This window comes from Paracoccus sanguinis, from assembly GCF_012689545.1.
GTDB classification, from domain to species: Bacteria; Pseudomonadota; Alphaproteobacteria; order Rhodobacterales; family Rhodobacteraceae; genus Paracoccus; species Paracoccus panacisoli.
Genome location: NZ_CP051542.1, coordinates 1334732 through 1352369, shown reverse-complemented (window position 1 = coordinate 1352369; position 17638 = coordinate 1334732). Strand labels below are relative to the sequence as shown.

The 17638-nt window shown below is 71.6% G+C and carries 18 protein-coding genes; 12 read left to right on the top strand and 6 right to left on the bottom strand.

Features of this window, described 5'->3' with window-relative positions:
• The first annotated feature begins 8 nt into the window (after window positions 1–8).
• From gcvH to HGN31_RS06400, 4 genes are all read left to right on the top strand, one after another.
• Window positions 9–365 carry a glycine cleavage system protein GcvH gene (gene gcvH, locus HGN31_RS06415; RefSeq protein ID WP_036734159.1) on the top strand — a complete coding sequence of 119 codons (357 nt, stop codon included), beginning with the start codon at window positions 9–11 and terminating at the stop codon, window positions 363–365.
• A gap of 80 nt (window positions 366–445) precedes the next feature.
• Complete coding sequence (locus HGN31_RS06410; RefSeq protein ID WP_168782691.1) at window positions 446–793, top strand: VOC family protein; 348 nt, start codon at window positions 446–448, stop codon at window positions 791–793.
• Window positions 794–808: 15 nt separating this feature from the next.
• On the top strand, window positions 809–3661 hold the full coding sequence (gcvP, locus tag HGN31_RS06405) for an aminomethyl-transferring glycine dehydrogenase (protein ID WP_168782690.1): 2853 nt from the start codon (window positions 809–811) through the stop codon (window positions 3659–3661).
• An 81-nt stretch (window positions 3662–3742) separates the two neighbouring features.
• Window positions 3743–4048 (top strand): excalibur calcium-binding domain-containing protein, encoded by a 306-nt coding sequence (locus tag HGN31_RS06400; RefSeq protein WP_052176442.1) that lies wholly within the window; start codon window positions 3743–3745, stop codon window positions 4046–4048.
• Window positions 4049–4262: 214 nt separating this feature from the next.
• Here the strand turns inward: HGN31_RS06400 and HGN31_RS06395 are convergent, their stop codons facing one another.
• Genes HGN31_RS06395 through HGN31_RS06385 form a run of 3 tightly spaced genes read right to left on the bottom strand, consistent with a single transcriptional unit; the run spans window position 4263 to window position 7529 of the window.
• A complete protein-coding gene (locus HGN31_RS06395; RefSeq protein ID WP_081962528.1) occupies window positions 4263–5582 on the bottom strand; it encodes an ATP-binding response regulator in 1320 nt (439 codons plus the stop codon).
• Window positions 5582–6745: an FIST N-terminal domain-containing protein gene (locus tag HGN31_RS06390; protein WP_168782689.1), complete on the bottom strand. Its 1164-nt coding sequence runs from the start codon at window positions 6743–6745 to the stop codon at window positions 5582–5584. Before HGN31_RS06390 ends, HGN31_RS06395 begins: the two co-directional genes overlap by 1 nt.
• 31 nt (window positions 6746–6776) lie before the next feature.
• Window positions 6777–7529 carry a response regulator transcription factor gene (locus HGN31_RS06385; RefSeq protein WP_244961160.1) on the bottom strand — a complete coding sequence of 251 codons (753 nt, stop codon included), beginning with the start codon at window positions 7527–7529 and terminating at the stop codon, window positions 6777–6779.
• A gap of 259 nt (window positions 7530–7788) precedes the next feature.
• On the opposite strand from HGN31_RS06385, the gene HGN31_RS06380 reads away from it, so the two are divergent.
• The 3 genes from HGN31_RS06380 (at window position 7789) to HGN31_RS06370 (ending at window position 10367) form a co-directional block, all read left to right on the top strand.
• Window positions 7789–8829, top strand: coding sequence for an ABC transporter substrate-binding protein (locus HGN31_RS06380; RefSeq protein ID WP_168782688.1), 1041 nt, complete (start codon window positions 7789–7791; stop codon window positions 8827–8829).
• Between the two features lie 220 nt (window positions 8830–9049).
• Complete coding sequence (locus HGN31_RS06375; RefSeq protein WP_168782687.1) at window positions 9050–9766, top strand: ABC transporter permease; 717 nt, start codon at window positions 9050–9052, stop codon at window positions 9764–9766.
• Complete coding sequence (locus HGN31_RS06370) at window positions 9756–10367, top strand: ATP-binding cassette domain-containing protein (RefSeq protein WP_168782686.1); 612 nt, start codon at window positions 9756–9758, stop codon at window positions 10365–10367. The genes HGN31_RS06375 and HGN31_RS06370 overlap by 11 nt, the downstream gene beginning before the upstream one ends.
• Here HGN31_RS06370 and HGN31_RS06365 read toward each other — a convergent pair.
• A complete protein-coding gene (locus HGN31_RS06365) occupies window positions 10348–10593 on the bottom strand; it encodes a hypothetical protein (protein WP_168782685.1) in 246 nt (81 codons plus the stop codon). The genes HGN31_RS06370 and HGN31_RS06365 overlap by 20 nt on opposite strands.
• Window positions 10594–10694: 101 nt before the next feature.
• Between HGN31_RS06365 and HGN31_RS06360 the strand changes: the two genes are divergently transcribed.
• The gene (locus tag HGN31_RS06360; protein ID WP_211096346.1) at window positions 10695–11582 is read left to right on the top strand and encodes a LysR substrate-binding domain-containing protein; all 888 of its coding nucleotides are present in this window, start codon (window positions 10695–10697) and stop codon (window positions 11580–11582) included.
• A 32-nt stretch (window positions 11583–11614) separates the two neighbouring features.
• On the opposite strand, the gene HGN31_RS06355 is transcribed toward HGN31_RS06360, so the two are convergent.
• Window positions 11615–12409, bottom strand: coding sequence for a 3-hydroxybutyrate dehydrogenase (locus tag HGN31_RS06355; RefSeq protein WP_168782684.1), 795 nt, complete (start codon window positions 12407–12409; stop codon window positions 11615–11617).
• A gap of 68 nt (window positions 12410–12477) precedes the next feature.
• Window positions 12478–13395, bottom strand: a complete 918-nt coding sequence (locus tag HGN31_RS06350; protein ID WP_168782683.1) for a LysR substrate-binding domain-containing protein — start codon at window positions 13393–13395, stop codon at window positions 12478–12480.
• 90 nt (window positions 13396–13485) lie between these two features.
• On the opposite strand from HGN31_RS06350, the gene HGN31_RS06345 reads away from it, so the two are divergent.
• From HGN31_RS06345 to HGN31_RS06330, 4 genes are read left to right on the top strand one after another with little or no spacing between them, the layout of a single operon-like run.
• Window positions 13486–14325, top strand: a complete 840-nt coding sequence (locus HGN31_RS06345) for an HTD2 family dehydratase (protein WP_168782682.1) — start codon at window positions 13486–13488, stop codon at window positions 14323–14325.
• Complete coding sequence (locus HGN31_RS06340) at window positions 14322–15488, top strand: acyl-CoA dehydrogenase family protein (RefSeq protein WP_168782681.1); 1167 nt, start codon at window positions 14322–14324, stop codon at window positions 15486–15488. Before HGN31_RS06345 ends, HGN31_RS06340 begins: the two co-directional genes overlap by 4 nt.
• Before the next feature lie 13 nt (window positions 15489–15501).
• Window positions 15502–16617, top strand: coding sequence for a CaiB/BaiF CoA transferase family protein (locus HGN31_RS06335; RefSeq protein WP_168782680.1), 1116 nt, complete (start codon window positions 15502–15504; stop codon window positions 16615–16617).
• The gene (locus HGN31_RS06330; RefSeq protein WP_168782679.1) at window positions 16614–17621 is read left to right on the top strand and encodes a TRAP transporter substrate-binding protein; all 1008 of its coding nucleotides are present in this window, start codon (window positions 16614–16616) and stop codon (window positions 17619–17621) included. The genes HGN31_RS06335 and HGN31_RS06330 overlap by 4 nt, the downstream gene beginning before the upstream one ends.
• Window positions 17622–17638 lie beyond the last annotated feature (17 nt).

Here is a 17638-nt window from a genome sequence, read left to right as displayed (position 1 = left end):
CGCCCATGCTGAAATATACCGAAGACCACGAATGGCTGCGCGCCGAGGGCGAGCAGATCGTCGTCGGCATCACCCGCCACGCCAGCGAGCAGCTGGGCGACGTGGTGTTCATCGAACTGCCCGAGGTCGGCCGCGAGGTCGAGGCGGGCGAGGAGGTCGTGGTGATCGAGTCGGTCAAGGCCGCGTCCGACATCGTGGCCCCGGTCGCGGGCACCATCACCGCGGTGAACGCGCCGCTGGCCGATGCGCCCGGCGATGTGAACGCCGACCCGATGATGGCGTGGTTCTTCGCCATCACGCCGAAGGACGGCATCGACCTCGACGGGTTCATGGACGAGGATGCCTACAAGGCGTTGATCGGCTGACCGCCGCCGCAGGGGGGCTTTGCGCCCCCCATGACCCTGCCGGGTCATGCCCCCCGCAGGATATTTGGGTCAAAGAGAAGATGACGGTCATGCGGATCATCCCGAACCTGACGGCGCCCGACCCGGCGGCGCTGGCGCGGTTCTGGGCCGAGGTGCTGGGCTTGGCGCCGGTCATGGATCACGGCTGGATCGTGACCCTCGCCGGCGGGACGCAAAGCGCGCAGCTCAGCCTCGCCGCCGAGGGCGGGGCGGGGACGCCGGTCCCGGCGGTGTCGATCGAGGTCGATGACCTCGACGCCTGCCATGCCCGGGCGCTCGCCGCCGGCGGCACCGTCACCCACGGCCCCGTCGCCGAGGACTGGGGCGTGCGCCGGTTCTTCCTGCGCGATCCCGCCGGCAATCTCGTCAATCTTCTCAGCCACCGCTGACGTGAGGCACTTCCGATGACCCGCTGGACCCCGACCGACTACAACCCCGACGATTTCGCCAACCGCCGCCACATCGGCCCCTCGCCCGCCGAGATGGAGGAGATGCTGGCCACGCTGGGCTGCGGCAGCCTTGACGAGCTGATCGACCAGACCGTGCCGCGCTCGATCCGGCAGGAGGGGGCGCTGGACTGGCCGGCGCTGTCCGAGCGCGAGCTGCTGGCGAAGATGCGCGAGGTGGCGGGGCGGAACCGGGTGATGACCTCGCTGATCGGGCAGGGCTATCACGGCACCGTCACGCCGCCGGCGATCCAGCGGAACATCCTTGAAAATCCCGCCTGGTACACCGCCTACACCCCCTATCAGCCCGAGATCGCGCAGGGGCGGCTCGAGGCGCTGTTGAACTATCAGACCATGGTCGCGGACCTGACCGGGCTGCCGGTGGCGAACGCCTCGCTGCTGGACGAGGCGACGGCGGCGGCCGAGGCGATGGCGATGGCCCAGCGGGTGGCGAAGTCGAAGGCCGGGGCGTTCTTCGTCAGCGAGAACCTGCACCCCCAGACCATCGCGGTGATCGAGACGCGCGCCGCGCCGCTGGGGATCGAGATCATCCGCGGCGCCCCCGAGGACTGCGACCCGACCCGCGTGTTCGGCGCGATCTTCCAGTATCCGGGCACCTTCGGCCACATCCGCGACCTGACCGCCGAGTGTGCCGCGCTGCAAAAGGCGGGCGCGGTGGCGGTGGTGGCGACCGACCTGCTGGCCCTGACGCTGCTGAAAGAGCCGGGCGCGATGGGGGCCGACATCTGCGTGGGGTCGAGCCAGCGCTTCGGGGTGCCGATGGGCTACGGCGGGCCGCACGCCGCCTTCATGTCCTGCCGTGACGAGATGAAGCGGGCGATGCCGGGACGGATCGTCGGCGTGTCGGTGGATGCCGCGGGCCGGCCGGCCTATCGGCTCGCGCTGCAGACGCGCGAGCAGCATATTCGCCGCGAAAAGGCCACCAGCAACGTCTGCACCGCGCAGGCGCTGCTGGCGGTGATGGCCTCGTTCTACGGCGTGTTCCACGGTCCGGTGGGCCTCAAGGCCATCGCCCAGCGGGTGCACCTGCACGCCGTTACCCTGGCCAATGCCCTGCGCGCCGCGGGGGCCGAGGTCGAGCCCGAGGCGTTCTTCGACACGCTGACCGTGCGGGTGGGCGTGGGGCAGGCGGGCATCGTCGCCGCGGCCGAGCAGCGCGGGATCAACCTGCGCCGCGTGGGGCGCGACCGGGTCGGCATCTCGCTGGACGAGACGACCGACGCGGGCGTCATCGCGCGGGTGCTGGATGCCTTCGGCCTCACCGATCCGGCCGAGCCCGCGACGGCGCCGGCCATCCCCGAGGCGCTCCTGCGCGAGAGCGACTTCATGACCCACCCGGTCTTCCACATGAACCGGGCGGAATCCGAGATGATGCGCTACATGCGCCGCCTCTCGGACCGCGACCTCGCGCTCGACCGGGCGATGATCCCGCTCGGGTCCTGCACGATGAAGCTGAATGCCGCGGCCGAGATGATGCCGCTGACCTGGCCCGAGTTCGGCGCCCTGCACCCCTTCGCCCCCGAGGCGCAGGCGGCGGGGTATCACGAGATGTTCGCGGACCTTACCGAGAAGCTCTGCGAGATCACCGGCTATGACGCGTTCTCACTGCAGCCCAACTCGGGCGCGCAGGGGGAATATGCGGGGCTGTTGACCATCGCCGCCTATCACCGGGCCAATGGTGACGATCAGCGCGACGTCTGCCTGATCCCGACCAGCGCGCATGGTACCAACCCGGCCAGCGCGCAGATGGCGGGGATGCGCGTCGTGGTGGTCAAGTCGGCGCCGAACGGCGACATCGACCTTGAGGATTTCGCCGACAAGGCGACCGCGGCGGGCGACCGTCTGGCGGCGGTGATGATCACTTATCCCTCGACCCACGGCGTCTTCGAGGACACGGTGCGCGAGGTCTGCCGCATCACCCATGAGCACGGCGGGCAGGTCTATATCGACGGCGCGAACATGAACGCGCTCGTCGGCCTCGTGAAGCCCGGCGAGATCGGCGGCGACGTGAGCCACCTCAACCTGCACAAGACCTTTGCCATCCCGCATGGCGGCGGCGGGCCGGGGATGGGTCCGATCGGGGTCAAGGCGCATCTGGCGCCGCATCTGCCGGACGACCCGCGCTCGGGCGCGGGCGACATCGGCGGCGCGGTGTCGGCCGCGCCCTGGGGGTCGGCGTCGATCCTGCTGATTTCCTGGGCCTATATCCTCATGATGGGCGGCGCCGGGCTGACCCAGGCGACGCGGGTGGCGATTCTCAACGCCAACTATATCGCCGCCCGGTTAAGCGGCGGTTACCCGATCCTGTTCATGGGCAACCGCGGCCGCGTGGCGCATGAGTGCATCGTCGACACCCGCGTCTTCGCGGCCCACGGCGTGACCGTGGACGACATCGCCAAGCGCCTGATCGACAACGGTTTCCACGCCCCCACCATGAGCTGGCCGGTGGCCGGCACGCTGATGGTGGAACCGACGGAATCCGAGACCAAGGCCGAACTCGACCGCTTCATCACCGCGATGATGGCGATCCGCGACGAGATCACCGAGGTCGCCGAGGGCCGGATCGAGGCCGCGCAGAGCCCCCTGCGCCACGCCCCGCACACGGTCGAGGATCTGGTCGTGGACGACTGGGACCGGCCCTATTCCCGCCAGCAGGGGTGCTTCCCGCCCGGCGCCTTCCGGGTGGACAAGTACTGGCCGCCGGTCGGCCGGGTCGACAACGTGCACGGAGACCGCAACCTGATCTGCACCTGCCCGCCGGTCGAGAGCTACGCCGAGGCTGCCGAATAGGACAACTCGCCCCACGCCCTCCCCTCGCGTTAAGCTTCGTTAACGGTTTGTTAACGATTCGCTGGTGCAGGGAGGGCGGGGATGCTGCGCTCTGCGGTTTTACTGCTGCTTCTGGGCCTGCCGGGGCCTGTGTTCGCGCATGGCGGCGGGCTTGATGCCGACGGCTGCCACACCAACCGGAAGACCGGGGACTATCACTGTCATCGTGGCGGAAAGTCGCGCCGGGCGGCGCCGGCCGCGCCGCTGATGCTGATCGATGCCCCGTCGGGCGGCGCCTATCGCAACTGCACCGCGGCGCGCCGGGCCGGGGCTGCGCCGGTGCGCCGGGGCGAGCCGGGCTATGGGCCGCATCTCGACCGCGACAACGACGGGGTGGGGTGCGAGTAGCCGCGCCCGGCGCGCTCTCCCGATCCTTTCGCATCGGCGGGAACCGGCCGCCGTGCCATACGTTGCCGGTTCAGCTTCAACAGAAAGGATAGTCATATGAAGGGCATCGTCGCCTGGCTGCTCGGGGTTCCGGTCATCGTCATCATCGGCCTCTACCTGACCGGGATCTTCTGATCCCCGCTGCCGTGCGGTCCGCCGCACGGCACACCCCCGCTCACCCGGCCACCCGCGTGAGCACCGCGGCGAGTTCATCCGCCCGCACCGGCTTTTCGATCAGCGGCACCCCCTCGGACGCGCAGGCGCGGGCAATCCCCGGATCGCGCTGCGCCGTGACCATGACCGCCGGCACGACCTGCCCCGCCGCCGCCCGCAAGGCCCGGATCGCCGCGATCCCCGTATCCCCGTTGTCGAGATTGTAGTCCGCCAGGATCACGTCCGGCGGATCGTCCTGCCCCATCTCGGCCAGCGCCTCGGCGGTGCCGCCCGTCGCCCGCACCACCATCCCGAGCGTCCGGCCGAGCATCAGCTCATAGGCGCGCCGCATCGCCGGGTCGTTCTCGACCACCAGCGCCACGCGCGACCTCAGCCCCCGCCCCGCGGGGGCAAAGGCCACCGCCGCCTCGGCCGGGCCGACCGGCGGCAGGCCCACCCGGAACACCGTCCCACGGCCCGGCGTGCTCAGCACCTCGAGCGGATGGCCGAGCTTGGTGCAGGCCCGCCGCACGATCGAGAGGCCGAGCCCCATGCCCTGCGGGCCGCCCTCGCGCACCGCGCGCTGGAACTCGTCGAAGATGCGGGCCCGGTCGGCCTCGCTGATCCCCGGGCCGGAGTCGTGGACCTCGAGCCAGACCCGCTTGCCGCGCCGCCGGACGCCCACGACCACCCCCCCGGCCTCAGTGTATTTCAGCGCGTTCGAGACGAGGTTCTGCGCGATGCGGCGCAGGAAGGTCGGGTCGCTGTCCACCACCGCCGAGGTCGGCACGAAGCTGAGCCGCAGCCCCGCCGCCTCGGCCACCGGCGCGTATTCGATCGCCAGCCGCTGGAACAGCTCGTCCAGCGCCACCGGGCGGCGGTGAAACTCGATCCGTTGGCTGTCCAGCCGGCTGATGTCGAGGACGGCGTGCATCAGCTCCTCGACCGACTCGAAGGCGCCGGCGAGGCGCGTCGTCAGCTCGCGCTGCACGGGGTCGAGGTCGCTGTCGGCCAGCGCCGACAGATACAGCCGCGCGGCCGCCAGCGGTTGCAGCAGGTCATGGCTCGCCGCGCGCAGGAACCGGGTCTTCGAGCGGTTCGCCTCATCCGCCGCCGCGCGCGCCACGGCGAGGTCGCGGTTGCGCTGCGACAGGTCCGCAAGCGCCGCCTCGAGGTCGCGGGTGCGGGCCAGCGCCTCCTGCTCCAGCGCGACGGCGGCCTGAAAGGTGGACCAGGCCGAGCCGCGCGTCTCCTCCAGCCGGTCCACGCGGTGGATCAGCGCCTCGACGATGCGAGCGAGCTTGTCGGCGCGGCGCGCGGGGTCGGGGTCGTCGGGCAGCATCACGGCACCTCGGCGGGTGGCATCAGCGCCAGGCCGACGAAGGTCTGGTTGACGTGCATCCCGCCGTGCTGCTCGCCGTAGGTGTTGAACCCGGCGACGCGGTAGCGCGCGAACAGCGCCGCCATCTGCCCGGTCATGCCCGCCCGCTCGACCGCGAGGCGGCGCAGGATGCAGTCGAAGCCCAGCACCATCAGCGGCTGCCGCGGCAGCGCCTCGAGCGCCTCGGCGAAGCCCTGCGTCACGTCGCCCGCCTGGCCGAGCGTCAGCACCGTGCCCGGCTCGATCGCCGACATGAGCCGCAGGGCGCCGCCCTCGCCCACGCCCGAGATGGCGCGGACATGGTGGCGCCGCCCGGTGCGCCAGAGCAGCGGGTGGCGGGCGAAGTCGGTGCGGTCCATCCGCGCCGCATCGAGCCCCGCGAGGCGGGCGTATTCCTGCGCCGCGGGCTCGGCGTTCAGCTCGAAGATCTCGCGCGCGGCGGGGTCGGCGCGGGTCACCACGGCGCGCTGGGCGGTGGGGGTGAAATGGGCAAAGCTCACCTCGGACACGGCGAGCGTCGTCTCGACCAGCACGAACACCGCCGCGCCGGGCACCGGCCGCCCGCCCGCGATCTGCACGCTGGCGCCGAAGTCGAGCCCGTCGCCCGCCGAGCCCCCCACCACCGGCACCCCCGGCAGGGCGGCGTCGAGCGCGGCCACGAGCACATCCTCGTGCCGGGCCATGCCGTCGGCCAGCAGGATGCCGAAAAGCTGCGCCCCGGCCCGGTCGGGGAACCCGGCCCTGAGCCGCCGCAGCCGGGCGAGCCACGCCGAGACCGGGATCGACGCCTGATCCTCGAGCGCCACGACCTCGGCGCGGAAGGCGGCGCGCGGAAAGCCGATCGCCACGATGGTGCCGCGCTGATAGCCCGCGGCACCGATCTCGCCCGCCGACGAGCAGCCGGCGATCTCGGCCCCGGGCAGCGCCGCGGCCAGCGCCTCGGCTACCGGCGCCAGCGTCTCGCGCGGCGAGCCGAAAAGCAGCACCAGCGCCGGGTCGGCAGGCTCGAGCCCCGCCGCCAGCCGCGCCGCGGCATCCGCCGCGTCGGCCGCCACGCTGAGGCTGACCGGCGCGCCCGGTGGGGCGCCTGCGCCGCTGTCCAAGGCCGCTTCCGCGCTGGTCATCGCCTGTTGTCCGCCCGCGCCGGTCCCGCGCTCAGCCCGGCTCGAACAGCCGCGCGCTGTTGGCGAGCAGCACCGCCTGGGTGCGGCGGCGGGCGTTGATCTTGGACATGATCGCGGTGATGTGGGTCTTGACCGTCGCCTCGGCGATCGACAGCTCGTAGCTGATCTCCTTGTTGGCCTTGCCGAGGCAGATCAGCCGCAGGATCTTCATCTGCTGCGGGGTCAGGGTGGCAAAGCGGCGCGCCAGCTCGGCACGCGCCTCGTCCTCGGTCCCCGCCGCCTCGGGCTCGTAGCCGTCGGGGGTGACGCGCTCGCCCTCCCACATCCGGCGCAGGCTGTCGACCAGTGCCTCGCGGCCAAGGGATTTCGAGATGTAGCCCTGCGCCCCCGCGGCCATCGCCGCCGAGATCATCGCGTTCTCGAGGTCGGCCGAGATCATCGTGATCGGCACGTCCGGCAGCTGTCGGCGCAGGGTCACGATCCCCTCGGCCCCGCGGGCGTCGGGCAGGTTGAGGTCCAGGATCACCGCGTCCGGCGCCCCGTGGCTGCGGATCTGTTCCACCGCGGCGGCCAGGCTGCGGGCGGTCCGCACGGTCTTGCGCCCGAAGCTGATCTTGAGCGTCAGGGCGAGCGCGTCGCACATCAGCGGGTGGTCGTCGACGATCAGGATGTCGTTCACCCGGTCGGCCGAGCGCCGGCCGGCGGGCGCGGGAACCGCGGGCGAGTCGGGGTCGGTGGCCGGTCGGCCGTCAGCCAGCGGACCGGGCGTGGTGGACATGGGCATGGTGTCTGTTCTCCCTGCACCGGACGGATTCTCGTGGGGCGCAGCGATCCTCCGACGCCGCGCCGGTCCGTGCCGGCTGCCCTCAGTCTAGAACCCGCGGGCCGCAGCGCAAGGCTTTGCCGCGCCCCCGACTGCCGAACCTTCCCGGCCCGGCCGGGTGCTTTCGCCGGCGCGCGGCGGCTTTGGTCGGATTGCCTGTCCCTGCGGCGCGTGCCAGCCTTCCGCCGACATCTGCACCCACCCGCGCGAGGTTTCGCCCATGATCCCGATCCGCCATCCCATCCGCCACCTCGCCCGGGCGGCGCTGGCCTCGCTGGCGCTGGCCCTGCCCGCCGGGGCCCAGACGGCCGCCCCGGCTGCGGCCCCCACCGCCGCCCCTTCCGCCGAGCAGCCGGTGCTGAAGGTCGGCACGCTCGAGAACGGGACCGTCAGCTGGGAGCTCGAGACGATCAAGGCGCGCGGGCTCGACACCGCCAACGGCTTCAAGCTGGAAACCCTGCCGCTGGCCGGCAACCCCGCGACGCAGGTGGCGATGCAGGGGGGCGAGGTGGACAGCATCGTCTCGGACCTGCTGTGGGTCGCCCAGCAGCGCGGTGCGGGGTCGGATTTCGTGTTCCTGCCCTACTCGACCTCGGTCGGCGGGCTGATGGTCGCCAAGGACAGCCCGGTCCAGACGCTCGCCGATCTCAAGGGCAAGCAGGTCGGGATCGCCGGCGGGCCGGTGGACAAGAGCTGGCTGATCCTGCGCGCCTGGTCGATGCGGCCGGACAGCCCGACGGGCGGCGAGGACATCGGCAAGGCCACCACCCAGGTGTTCGGCGCCCCGCCGATGATCATGAACGCGCTCGAGACCGGAGAGGTCGCGGCGGCGCTGAACTTCTGGCATTTTCAGGCCAAGATGATGGCGGGCGGGGCGCGCCAGATCCTCGACGTGAACGACGCGGCGAAGGATCTCGGGCTCGACCCGGCGACCCCGCTGCTCGGCTACGTGCTGCGCGAAAGCTGGATCAAGGACCACCCCGACGCGGCGAAGGGGCTGGCCAAGGCGTCGGCCGAGGCCAAACGCATCCTCACCACCGACGATGCGGCGTGGGAGGCGCTGCGCCCGATCATGAACGCCAAGGACGACGCCCAGTTCGCGGCGCTGCGCGACGGCTGGCGGGCGGGGATCCCCAAGTCGCAGAAGGTGGATGCGGCGGCCGCGCAGAAGATGTTCGGCGTCATGGCCGAGCTGGGCGGCGACGAGCTGACCGGCGGCCTCAAGGAGTTGCCGGCGGGTCTGTTCTGGTCGGGTGAGTAAACCCGCCGCCGCCCTGACGCCCCCGCCCGGCGGGGGCCCTGTGCCTCAGGATGCCCCGCCCCCCGGCGGGGCTGTCGCGGTTGATGCGACCGGTCCGGCCGTTGCAGCTCCGGCCGTTGCAGCGGTTGTTCCAACCACCGCTCCGCATGGGGGCGGGCGATCCGCCACCCCCCGCACGCGACGCTGGCCCGGCTTCGTCCCCGGCCTCGTCTCGCTCGCCTTGCTGCTCGCCGTCTGGGGCATCGCCGCGGCGCTGGGCGACGATCCGCAACGGCTGCCGTCCCCGGCGCTGGTGCTGACCCGGCTGGTCGAGCTGGCCGCCTCGGGCGAGCTGTGGCTGCATCTCGGCATGACGCTGGGCCGCGTCGGCGCCGCCTTCGCCGCGGCGATGCTGATCGGCGGGGCGCTCGGGCTGTGGATGGGGCGGGTGCCGGCGGCGGACCGCTGGCTCAACCCCTCGCTTCTGGTGCTGCTCAACATCCCGGCGCTGGTAGTGATCGTGCTCTGCTACATCTGGATCGGGCTGAACGAGACCGCCGCGGTCCTCGCCGTCGCCCTGAACAAGATCCCGGTCGTCGCGGTGCTGCTGCGCGAGCAGGCGCGGGCGCTGCGCCCGGACCTCGACGACATGGGGCGGGTGTTCGGCATGGGGCCGGTGGCCCGGCTGCGCCACATCGTCCTGCCGCAGCTCGCGCCCGCGATCGCCGCCGCCGCCCGTTCGGGTGTCGCGCTGATCTGGAAGATCGTGCTGGTGGTCGAGTTCCTCGGCCGCTCGAACGGCGTCGGCTTCAAGATCCACCTCGCGTTTTCCAACTTCGACGTGCCGCGGCTGCTGGCCTGGTCGCTCGCCTTCGTCGCGGTGATGCTGGCGCTCGACCTCATGGTGCTGCGCCCGTGGCAGGCCCGCGCCAACCGGTGGAGGGACGATGCGGCTTGAGATCGACGGCCGCGCCTTCGGCGAACGGCAGGTGCTGGGGCGGGTCTCGCTCAGCCTCGCGCGGGGCGAGCGGGTGGCGCTGCTCGGCCCATCGGGGATCGGCAAGACCACGCTGATGCGGATCGTCGCCGGGCTCGACCGGGGCTTTCAGGGCCGCCGCGAGGTGCCCGAGCGGCTGGCGATGGTGTTTCAGGAGCCGACCCTGCTGCCTTGGCGCAGCGCCGCCGCCAACCTGACCCTGCCGACGGGGGCGAGCGCGGCCGAGGCCGCGCGCCTCATGGCCGCGGTGGGGCTCGCCGGGCGCGAGGCCGCCTATCCGCGGCAGCTCTCGCTCGGCCAGCAGCGGCGGCTGGCGCTGGCGCGGGCCTTTGCCGCGCGGCCGGACATTCTGCTGATGGACGAGCCCTTCGCCTCGCTGGATGCCGAGACCGCGGGGCGGATGCTCGACCTGACCGACCGGCTGCTCGGCGACAGCGGGGCGGGGCTGATCCTCGTCACCCACGATCCAGCACATGCCGCGCGGCTGGGCGCGCGGGCGCTGACCCTCTCGGGCGCGCCCGCGACGCTCGCCGCGGCGCCCGTCACCAGTGCCAGCCGCTGAGGGTGCTGTCGGGGCGGCCGTAGCTGACGAACACCCGCCCGCCGTTCTCATGCCGGGCGAGCGGCAGACCGCCGTCCACCCCCACATCCGCGCGCAGGTCCGCAGGCAGTTCGGCCAGCGTCTCGCGGCAGGCGGTCCGGGCCTGCCAGTGGCTCACGCGCGCCGCCCAGTCGGACAGCCGCCATCCGCGCACGGCCGGGGCCGCGGCGCAATCGATCGTGCTCATGGTGTTGATCCTTCAAGCAAGGCTTGATGCCTGTACCGAAGATGCTAGCTTTCACCGCGCAATACCAACGAAACGCCGGGATGGGGGCATAAGCCGGGCTGATGGACGAACTGCCGCCTCTCGCCGCCATCCGGGTCTTCGACGCGGTCGCGCGGCGGATGTCGTTCACCGCCGCCGCGGGCGATCTGGGGATGACCCAGGCCGGGGTCAGCTACCAGATCCGCCTGCTCGAGGATCGGCTCGGGGCCGCGCTCTTCCTGCGCAAGCCGCGCGGGATCGAGCTGACGGCGCTGGGCGCGCGGCTGGCGCGGCCCACGCACGAGGCGTTCGACACCCTGCGCGGCGCCTTCGGCCCGCAGAGCGAGACCGAGACGCTGTCGATCTCGGCCCTGCCGACGATGGCGGGGAACTGGCTCTCGCAGCGGCTGGGGCGGTTCCAGATCGAGAACCCGGGGCTGGCCGTCCGGCTCGACAGCTCGGCCCACTTGGTCGATTTCGCGCGCGAGGACATGGACGTGGCGATCCGCTGCGGGGCGGGCGACTGGCCCGGCCTGATCGCGCACCGCCTGTTCGAGGTGGACTTCGCCCCCATGCTGTCGCCGGCGATGGCCGCGGCCCACGGACCCTTCACCGATCCCGCCCAGATCATGCCGCTGCCCTGGGTCAGCCCGCGCGATCCGACCTGGGACCTTTGGCTCGCCGCCGCGGGGATCGAGCGAAACTGCGAGCCCTGTGCCGCGCGCACCGCGCTCGAGCTGAACGTGCAGCTGCACGAGGCCCGCGCGGCGATGGCGGGCGAGGGGGTGGCGCTGCTCACCCCGCGGTTCTTCCGCTTCGAGCTGGCGACCGGGGCGCTGGTCCAGCCCTTCGAGACGCTGGGCACCAACGGCCGGGCGTATTTTCTCGTCTATCCTCCGGCGCGGCGGAACCGCCCGGCGATCCGCGCCCTGCGCCGGTTCCTGATGGCCGAGGTCGCCGCGGACGCCTGACGCCCGGGCCACGGACGCGTGAGCGGGGAGGCTTACATCGCCGTCCAGCCGCCATCGACCGAGATCGTCGTCCCGGTGATCTGCGCCGCCGCGTTCGAGCACAGGAACACCGCCGTGCCGCCCATCTGCTCCACGGTGGCGAACTCGCCCGAGGGCTGGCGCGACAGCATGACCTTGGCGATCACGTCCTCGCGGCTCATCTTGTGGGTCTTCATCTGGTCGGGGATCTGCGCCTCGACGATCGGGGTCAGCACGTAGCCCGGGCAGATGGCGTTGCAGGTGATGCCCTCGCCCGCGGTCTCGAGCGCGGTGACCTTGGTCAGCCCGACGATCCCGTGCTTGGCCGCGACATAGGCGGATTTGTAGGGCGAGGCGGTCAGCCCGTGCGCCGAGGCGATGTTGACGACCCGCCCCCAGCCCTTGTCCCGCATCAGCGGCAGCGCCGCGGCGGTGGTGTGGAACGCCGACGAGAGGTTGATCGCCAGGATCGCGTCCCATTTCTCGGTCGGGAACTCGGGGATCGGGGCGACATGCTGGATGCCCGCGTTGTTCACGACGATGTCGCAGCCGCCGAGCTTTTCGGCCGCCTGCGTCACCAGCGCCCGGCAGTCGTCGGGCTTGCTCATGTCGCCGGCCAGATAGATCACCTCGACCCCGTGCTTCCGGGCGAGGTCGCGGGCCATCGCGTGATCCTCGTCCCGGTCGGTGAAGCTGTTGATGGCGAGCTTCGCGCCCGCCGCGGCCAGCGCCTCGGCCACACCCAGACCGATGCCGCTGTTCGACCCGGTGACGACGGCGACCTTGCCCGCCAGACTCTTCTCGACCATGACCCGCGCTCCCTGATGCTGCGGGTGCAGAATATGCCGATGTGGGGCAGAGTAAAGCGCGGGGCCGGTCAGGCGCCTGCGGCGCGTTCGACGCCGCCCGCGCGCATCGCCATCAGCGCCTCGACCAGCGCGCGGGCCGGGCGGGGCAGGGGGCTGCCCGCGCGCCAGACCACGCAGCGGTCGCGCAGGGCCCAGTCCTCGGTCAGCCCGACCAGCGCGATCCGCATCGTCTGCGCGTGCCGGCGCCCGGCCGACTCGGGGACCACGCCGATCCCGACCCCGCCCTCGACCATCCGGCACATCGCCTCGAAGCTGCGGACCTTGACGCGCAGCGCCCGGTCATAGCCGTGCCGCGCCATCAGCCCGCGCAGGAACGCGAGCAGCGTCGAGCCTTCGTGCAGGCCGATATGGGCAAAGCCCAGCGTCTCGGCAAAGCCGATCGGTCCCCCGGCGGCGAGCGGGTGCCCCAGCGGCGCCGCCAGCACCAGCCGGTCGGTCGAGAACACCGCCCGCTCGAGCCCCGACCAGTCGAGGTCGCCCGAGACGATCCCGAGGTCCGCGGCCCCGTCGCGCACCCCGCCCAGGATGTCGTCGGTCAGCCGCTCTTGCAGGTCCACCGTGACCCGTGGGCGGGTGACGAGGAAGCGCGCCAGCACCTCGGGCATGAACTCGGTCACCGCGGTGGTGTTGGCCAGCACCCGCAGGTGCCCCGCCTCGGCCGCGCCCTCGCCGGCCAACTCGTCGCGCATCGCCTCGACCTGGCGCAGCACGATCCGGGCGTGGCGCAGCATCACCGTCCCCGCCTCGGTCAGGGTGACGCCGCGGTTGCCGCGCACCAGCAGCGGCTGCGGCAGCCCCGCCTCGAGCGCCCGGATGCGGGCCGAGGCGGCGGGCGGCGACAGGAACGCGGCGCGCGCGCCCTGGGTGAGGTTGCCGGCCTCGGCCACCGCCACGAACAGCCGCAGGTCGTCCAGATCGACGCGCATCCCGTATTCCACCCAGCCGAACGCGAGCTTAGTGAAATGCGAATTGGCCGAACGCGCAACCCCTGCCATAACCGGGGGCGGAGGCACCTGATGACCCGACTGACCGACTGGATCGGCCGCACCGAGACGGCGACCGAGACCCTGCGCCCGTTCCCCGCCGACGCGCTGGCCGCGACGCTCGACCGCGACGAGCGCTACCCCGAGGGCGCGGCGCTGCCCGATCTGTGGCATTGGCTCTATTTCCTGCCGCTGCACAAGCTGTCCGAGAGCGGCCGTGACGGCCACGCCGCGCGGGGCGGGTTCCTGCCCCCGGTGCCCCTGCCGCGGCGGATGTGGGCCGGCTCGCGCTTCCGTTTTCACGCCCCGCTCAGGGTGGGGGCGCAGGCGTTGAGGCGCTCGACCATCCTCAAGGTCGAGGAAAAGCAGGGGCGCAGCGGGCCGTTGTGCTTCGTGACCGTGGGCCATGAGCTGATCGACGGCGACAGGCTGTGCATCGCCGAGGAACACGACATCGTCTACCGCGAGGACCCCGCCCCCGGCGCCCCCGTCCCGACGCCGCAGCCCGCGCCCGAGGGGTCGGCGTTCCACCGCGTCATCACCCCCGACCCGGTGCTGCTGTTCCGCTATTCGGCGCTGACCTTCAACGTCCACCGCATCCACTATGACCAGCCCTACGCCACGGGCGTCGAGGGCTACCCCGGTCTCGTCGTCCACGGCCCGCTGCTGGCGACGCTGCTCATGGACCTGTTGCGGCGTCAGGACCTGGGCCGCGTGACGGGCTTTGCCTTCCGGGCGCTCGCCACCATCACCGACACCGCCGATTTCGCGGTCCAGGGCGCGCCCCAGCCGGACGGATCGGTGCGCCTCTGGGCGCGCCGGGCCGACGGGGCGCTGGCCATGGACGCCACCGCCACGCTGGAGACCTCATGACCGCCCCCTCGCCGCACGACCCCTATCAGGACATCCGCGACGGCGTCCGCGCGCTCTGCGCCGAGTTCCCGGCCGAATATCATCGCCGCATCGACGCCGAACGCGGCTACCCCGAGGCGTTCGTCGACGCCCTCACCCGCGCCGGCTGGATGGCGGCGCTGATCCCCGAGGCCTACGGCGGCGCCGGGCTGGGTCTCGCCGAGGCCAGCGTCATCATGGAGGAGATCAACCGCGCCGGCGGCAACTCGGGTGCCTGCCACGGGCAGATGTACAACATGACCACGCTGGTCCGGCACGGGTCCGAGGAGCAGCGCCAGCGCTATCTGCCGCGCATCGCGTCGGGCGAGCTGCGGTTGCAGTCGATGGGGGTGACCGAACCCACCACCGGTACCGACACGACCAAGATCCGCACCACCGCCGTCCGCCGCGGCGACCGCTACGTGATCAACGGCCAGAAGGTCTGGATCAGCCGGGTCCAGCACTCGGACCTGATGATCCTGCTGGCGCGGACGACTCCGCTGGCCGAGGTGACGAAGAAATCCGAGGGGATGTCGATCTTCCTCGTCGACATCGCGGACGCGATGGCCGGCGGGATGGAGGTCAAGCCGATCGCCAACATGGTCAACCACGAGACCAACGAGCTGTTCTTCGACAACCTCGAAATCCCGGTCGAGAACCTGATCGGCGAGGAGGGCAAGGGCTTCAAGTACATCCTCACCGGGCTCAACGCCGAGCGCACGCTGATCGCGGCCGAAGGCATCGGCGACGGCTACTGGTTCACCGACAAGGTGGTGGCCTACGCCAAGGAGCGGACGGTCTTCGGCCGCCCCATCGGCCAGAACCAGGGCGTCCAGTTCCCCATCGCCGAGGCCTATATCGAGATCGAGGCCGCCAACCTCATGCGGTGGGAGGCCTGCCGGCTCTACGACGCGGGCCAGCCCTGCGGGGCGCAGGCGAACATGGCCAAGTATCTCGCCGCCAAGGCGAGTTGGGAGGCCGCGAACGCCTGCATCCAGTTCCACGGCGGCTTCGGCTTCGCCGACGAATACGACGTCGAGCGCAAGTTCCGCGAGACGCGGCTTTACCAAGTGGCGCCGATTTCGACCAACCTGATCCTCAGCCACATCGCCGAGCACGTGCTCGGCCTGCCCCGGTCTTTTTGATGGGGGCGGTCTGATGCGGGTGCTCGAGGGGCTGACGGTCGTGGCGGTCGAGCAGGCGGTGGCGGCGCCCTTCGCCACCGCGCGGCTCGCCGACGCAGGCGCCCGGGTCATCAAGATCGAGCGCCCCGAGGGCGACTTTGCCCGCGGCTACGACGACGCGGCGAATGGCCTGTCGAGCTATTTCGTCTGGCTCAACCGCGGCAAGGAATCGGTGGCGCTGGACCTGACCTCGGACGCGGGCAAGGCGGCGCTGACGCAGCTCATCGACGGCGCGGACGTGCTGGTCCAGAACCTCAAGCCCGGCGCGCTGGCGCGGCTGGGGTTTCCGCCCGAGCGGCTGGCGCGCGACTGGCCGCGGCTCATCACCTGCTCGATCTCGGGCTATGGCGAGGACGGGCCGATGGCCGCGCGCAAGGCCTATGACCTGCTCATTCAGGCGGAATCGGGGCTCTCGTCGATCACCGGCGGGCCGGACGGCCCGGCGCGGGTGGGCGTTTCGATCGTCGACATCGCCACCGGTGCCACGGCCCACGCGGCCATCCTCGAGGCGCTGATCGGGCGCGGGATCACCGGGCGCGGGACGGCGATCTCGGTCTCGATGTTCGACGTCATGGCCGACTGGCTGACCGTGCCGCTGATGAACCACGAGGCCGGGCGCAGCCCGCAGCGGCTGGGCCTCGCCCACCCCTCCATCGCGCCCTACGGGGTGTTCACCACCGCCGACGGGGTGGCGATCCTCATGTCGATCCAGTCCGACCGCGAGTTCGCGAGCCTCGCCCGCGGGTTCCTGGACGACCCCGGCCTGGCCGCCGACCCGCGCTTTGCCACCAACGTCGCCCGCGTCCGCCACCGCGCCGAGACGGACGCCGCCGTCGCCGCCGCCTTCGCCCGCCGCACGGGGGCCGAGGCGGTCGCGGCGCTCACCGCCGCCGACGTGGCCTTTGCCGCGGTGAACGACATGGCGGCGCTTGCGGCCCACCCGCAGCTGCGCCGCATCACCGTCGAGACGCCCGTGGGCCCGGTCCGCTATCCGGCCCCCGCGGCCCGCTTCGCCGGCGCGGACCGCCGCTATGGCCCGGTCCCCGGACTGCCCCAAACATCCGAAAAATCAGGGAGGATGAACGGATGACACTGACCACACTGACCCGCCGCGCGCTGATCGCCGCCGGCGCCGCCGCGCTGGCGCTGACCGGCCTGCCGGCGCTCGCGCAAGAGCCGATCGTCATCAAGTTCAGCCATGTCGTCGCCCCGAACACCCCCAAGGGCAAGGGCGCCGAAAAGTTCAAGGAGCTGGCCGAGCAATACACCAACGGCCGGGTGAAGGTCGAAATCTACCCCAACAGCCAGCTCTACAAGGACAAGGAAGAGCTTGAGGCGCTGCAGCTCGGCTCGGTCCAGATGCTCGCGCCGTCGCTGGCCAAGTTCGGGCCGCTCGGCGTCAGCGCCTTCGAGGTCTTCGACCTGCCCTACATCTTCAAGGACACCGCCGCGCTGCGGAAGGTGACCGAGGGCGAGGTGGGCGAGAAGATGCTGGCGCTGCTCGAGCCCAAGGGGATCAAGGGCCTCGCCTACTGGGACAACGGCTTCAAGATCATGACCGCGAACCGGCCGATGATCATGCCCGACGACTTCCTGGGGCTGAAGATGCGGATCCAGTCGTCCAAGGTGCTCGAGGCGCAGTTCGCCGCACTCGGCGCGGTGCCGCAGGTGATGGCGTTCTCGGAGGTCTATCAGGCCATGCAGACGGGCGTGGTGGACGGGTCCGAGAACACGCCCTCGAACGTCTATACGCAGAAGATGCACGAGGTGCAGAAGCACGCCACGCACTCGAACCACGGCTACATCGGCTACGCGGTGATCGTGAACAAGGCGTTCTGGGACGGGCTGCCCGAGGATATCCGGGCCGAGCTGGACAAGGCGATGGACGAGGCCACGACCTACGCCAACGGCGTGTCCGAGGCCGACAACGCCGCCGCCCTGCAGGCGATCCGCGACGCCGGGACGACCGAGATCCACGAGCAGACCGAGGCAGAGCGCGCGGCCTGGGTCGAGGCGCTGCAGCCGGTCTATCAGCAGATGGAAAGCCGGATCGGCAAGGACACCATCGACATGGTCCGCGCCGCCGCGCAGTGACGGCGGCATCGCGTAAA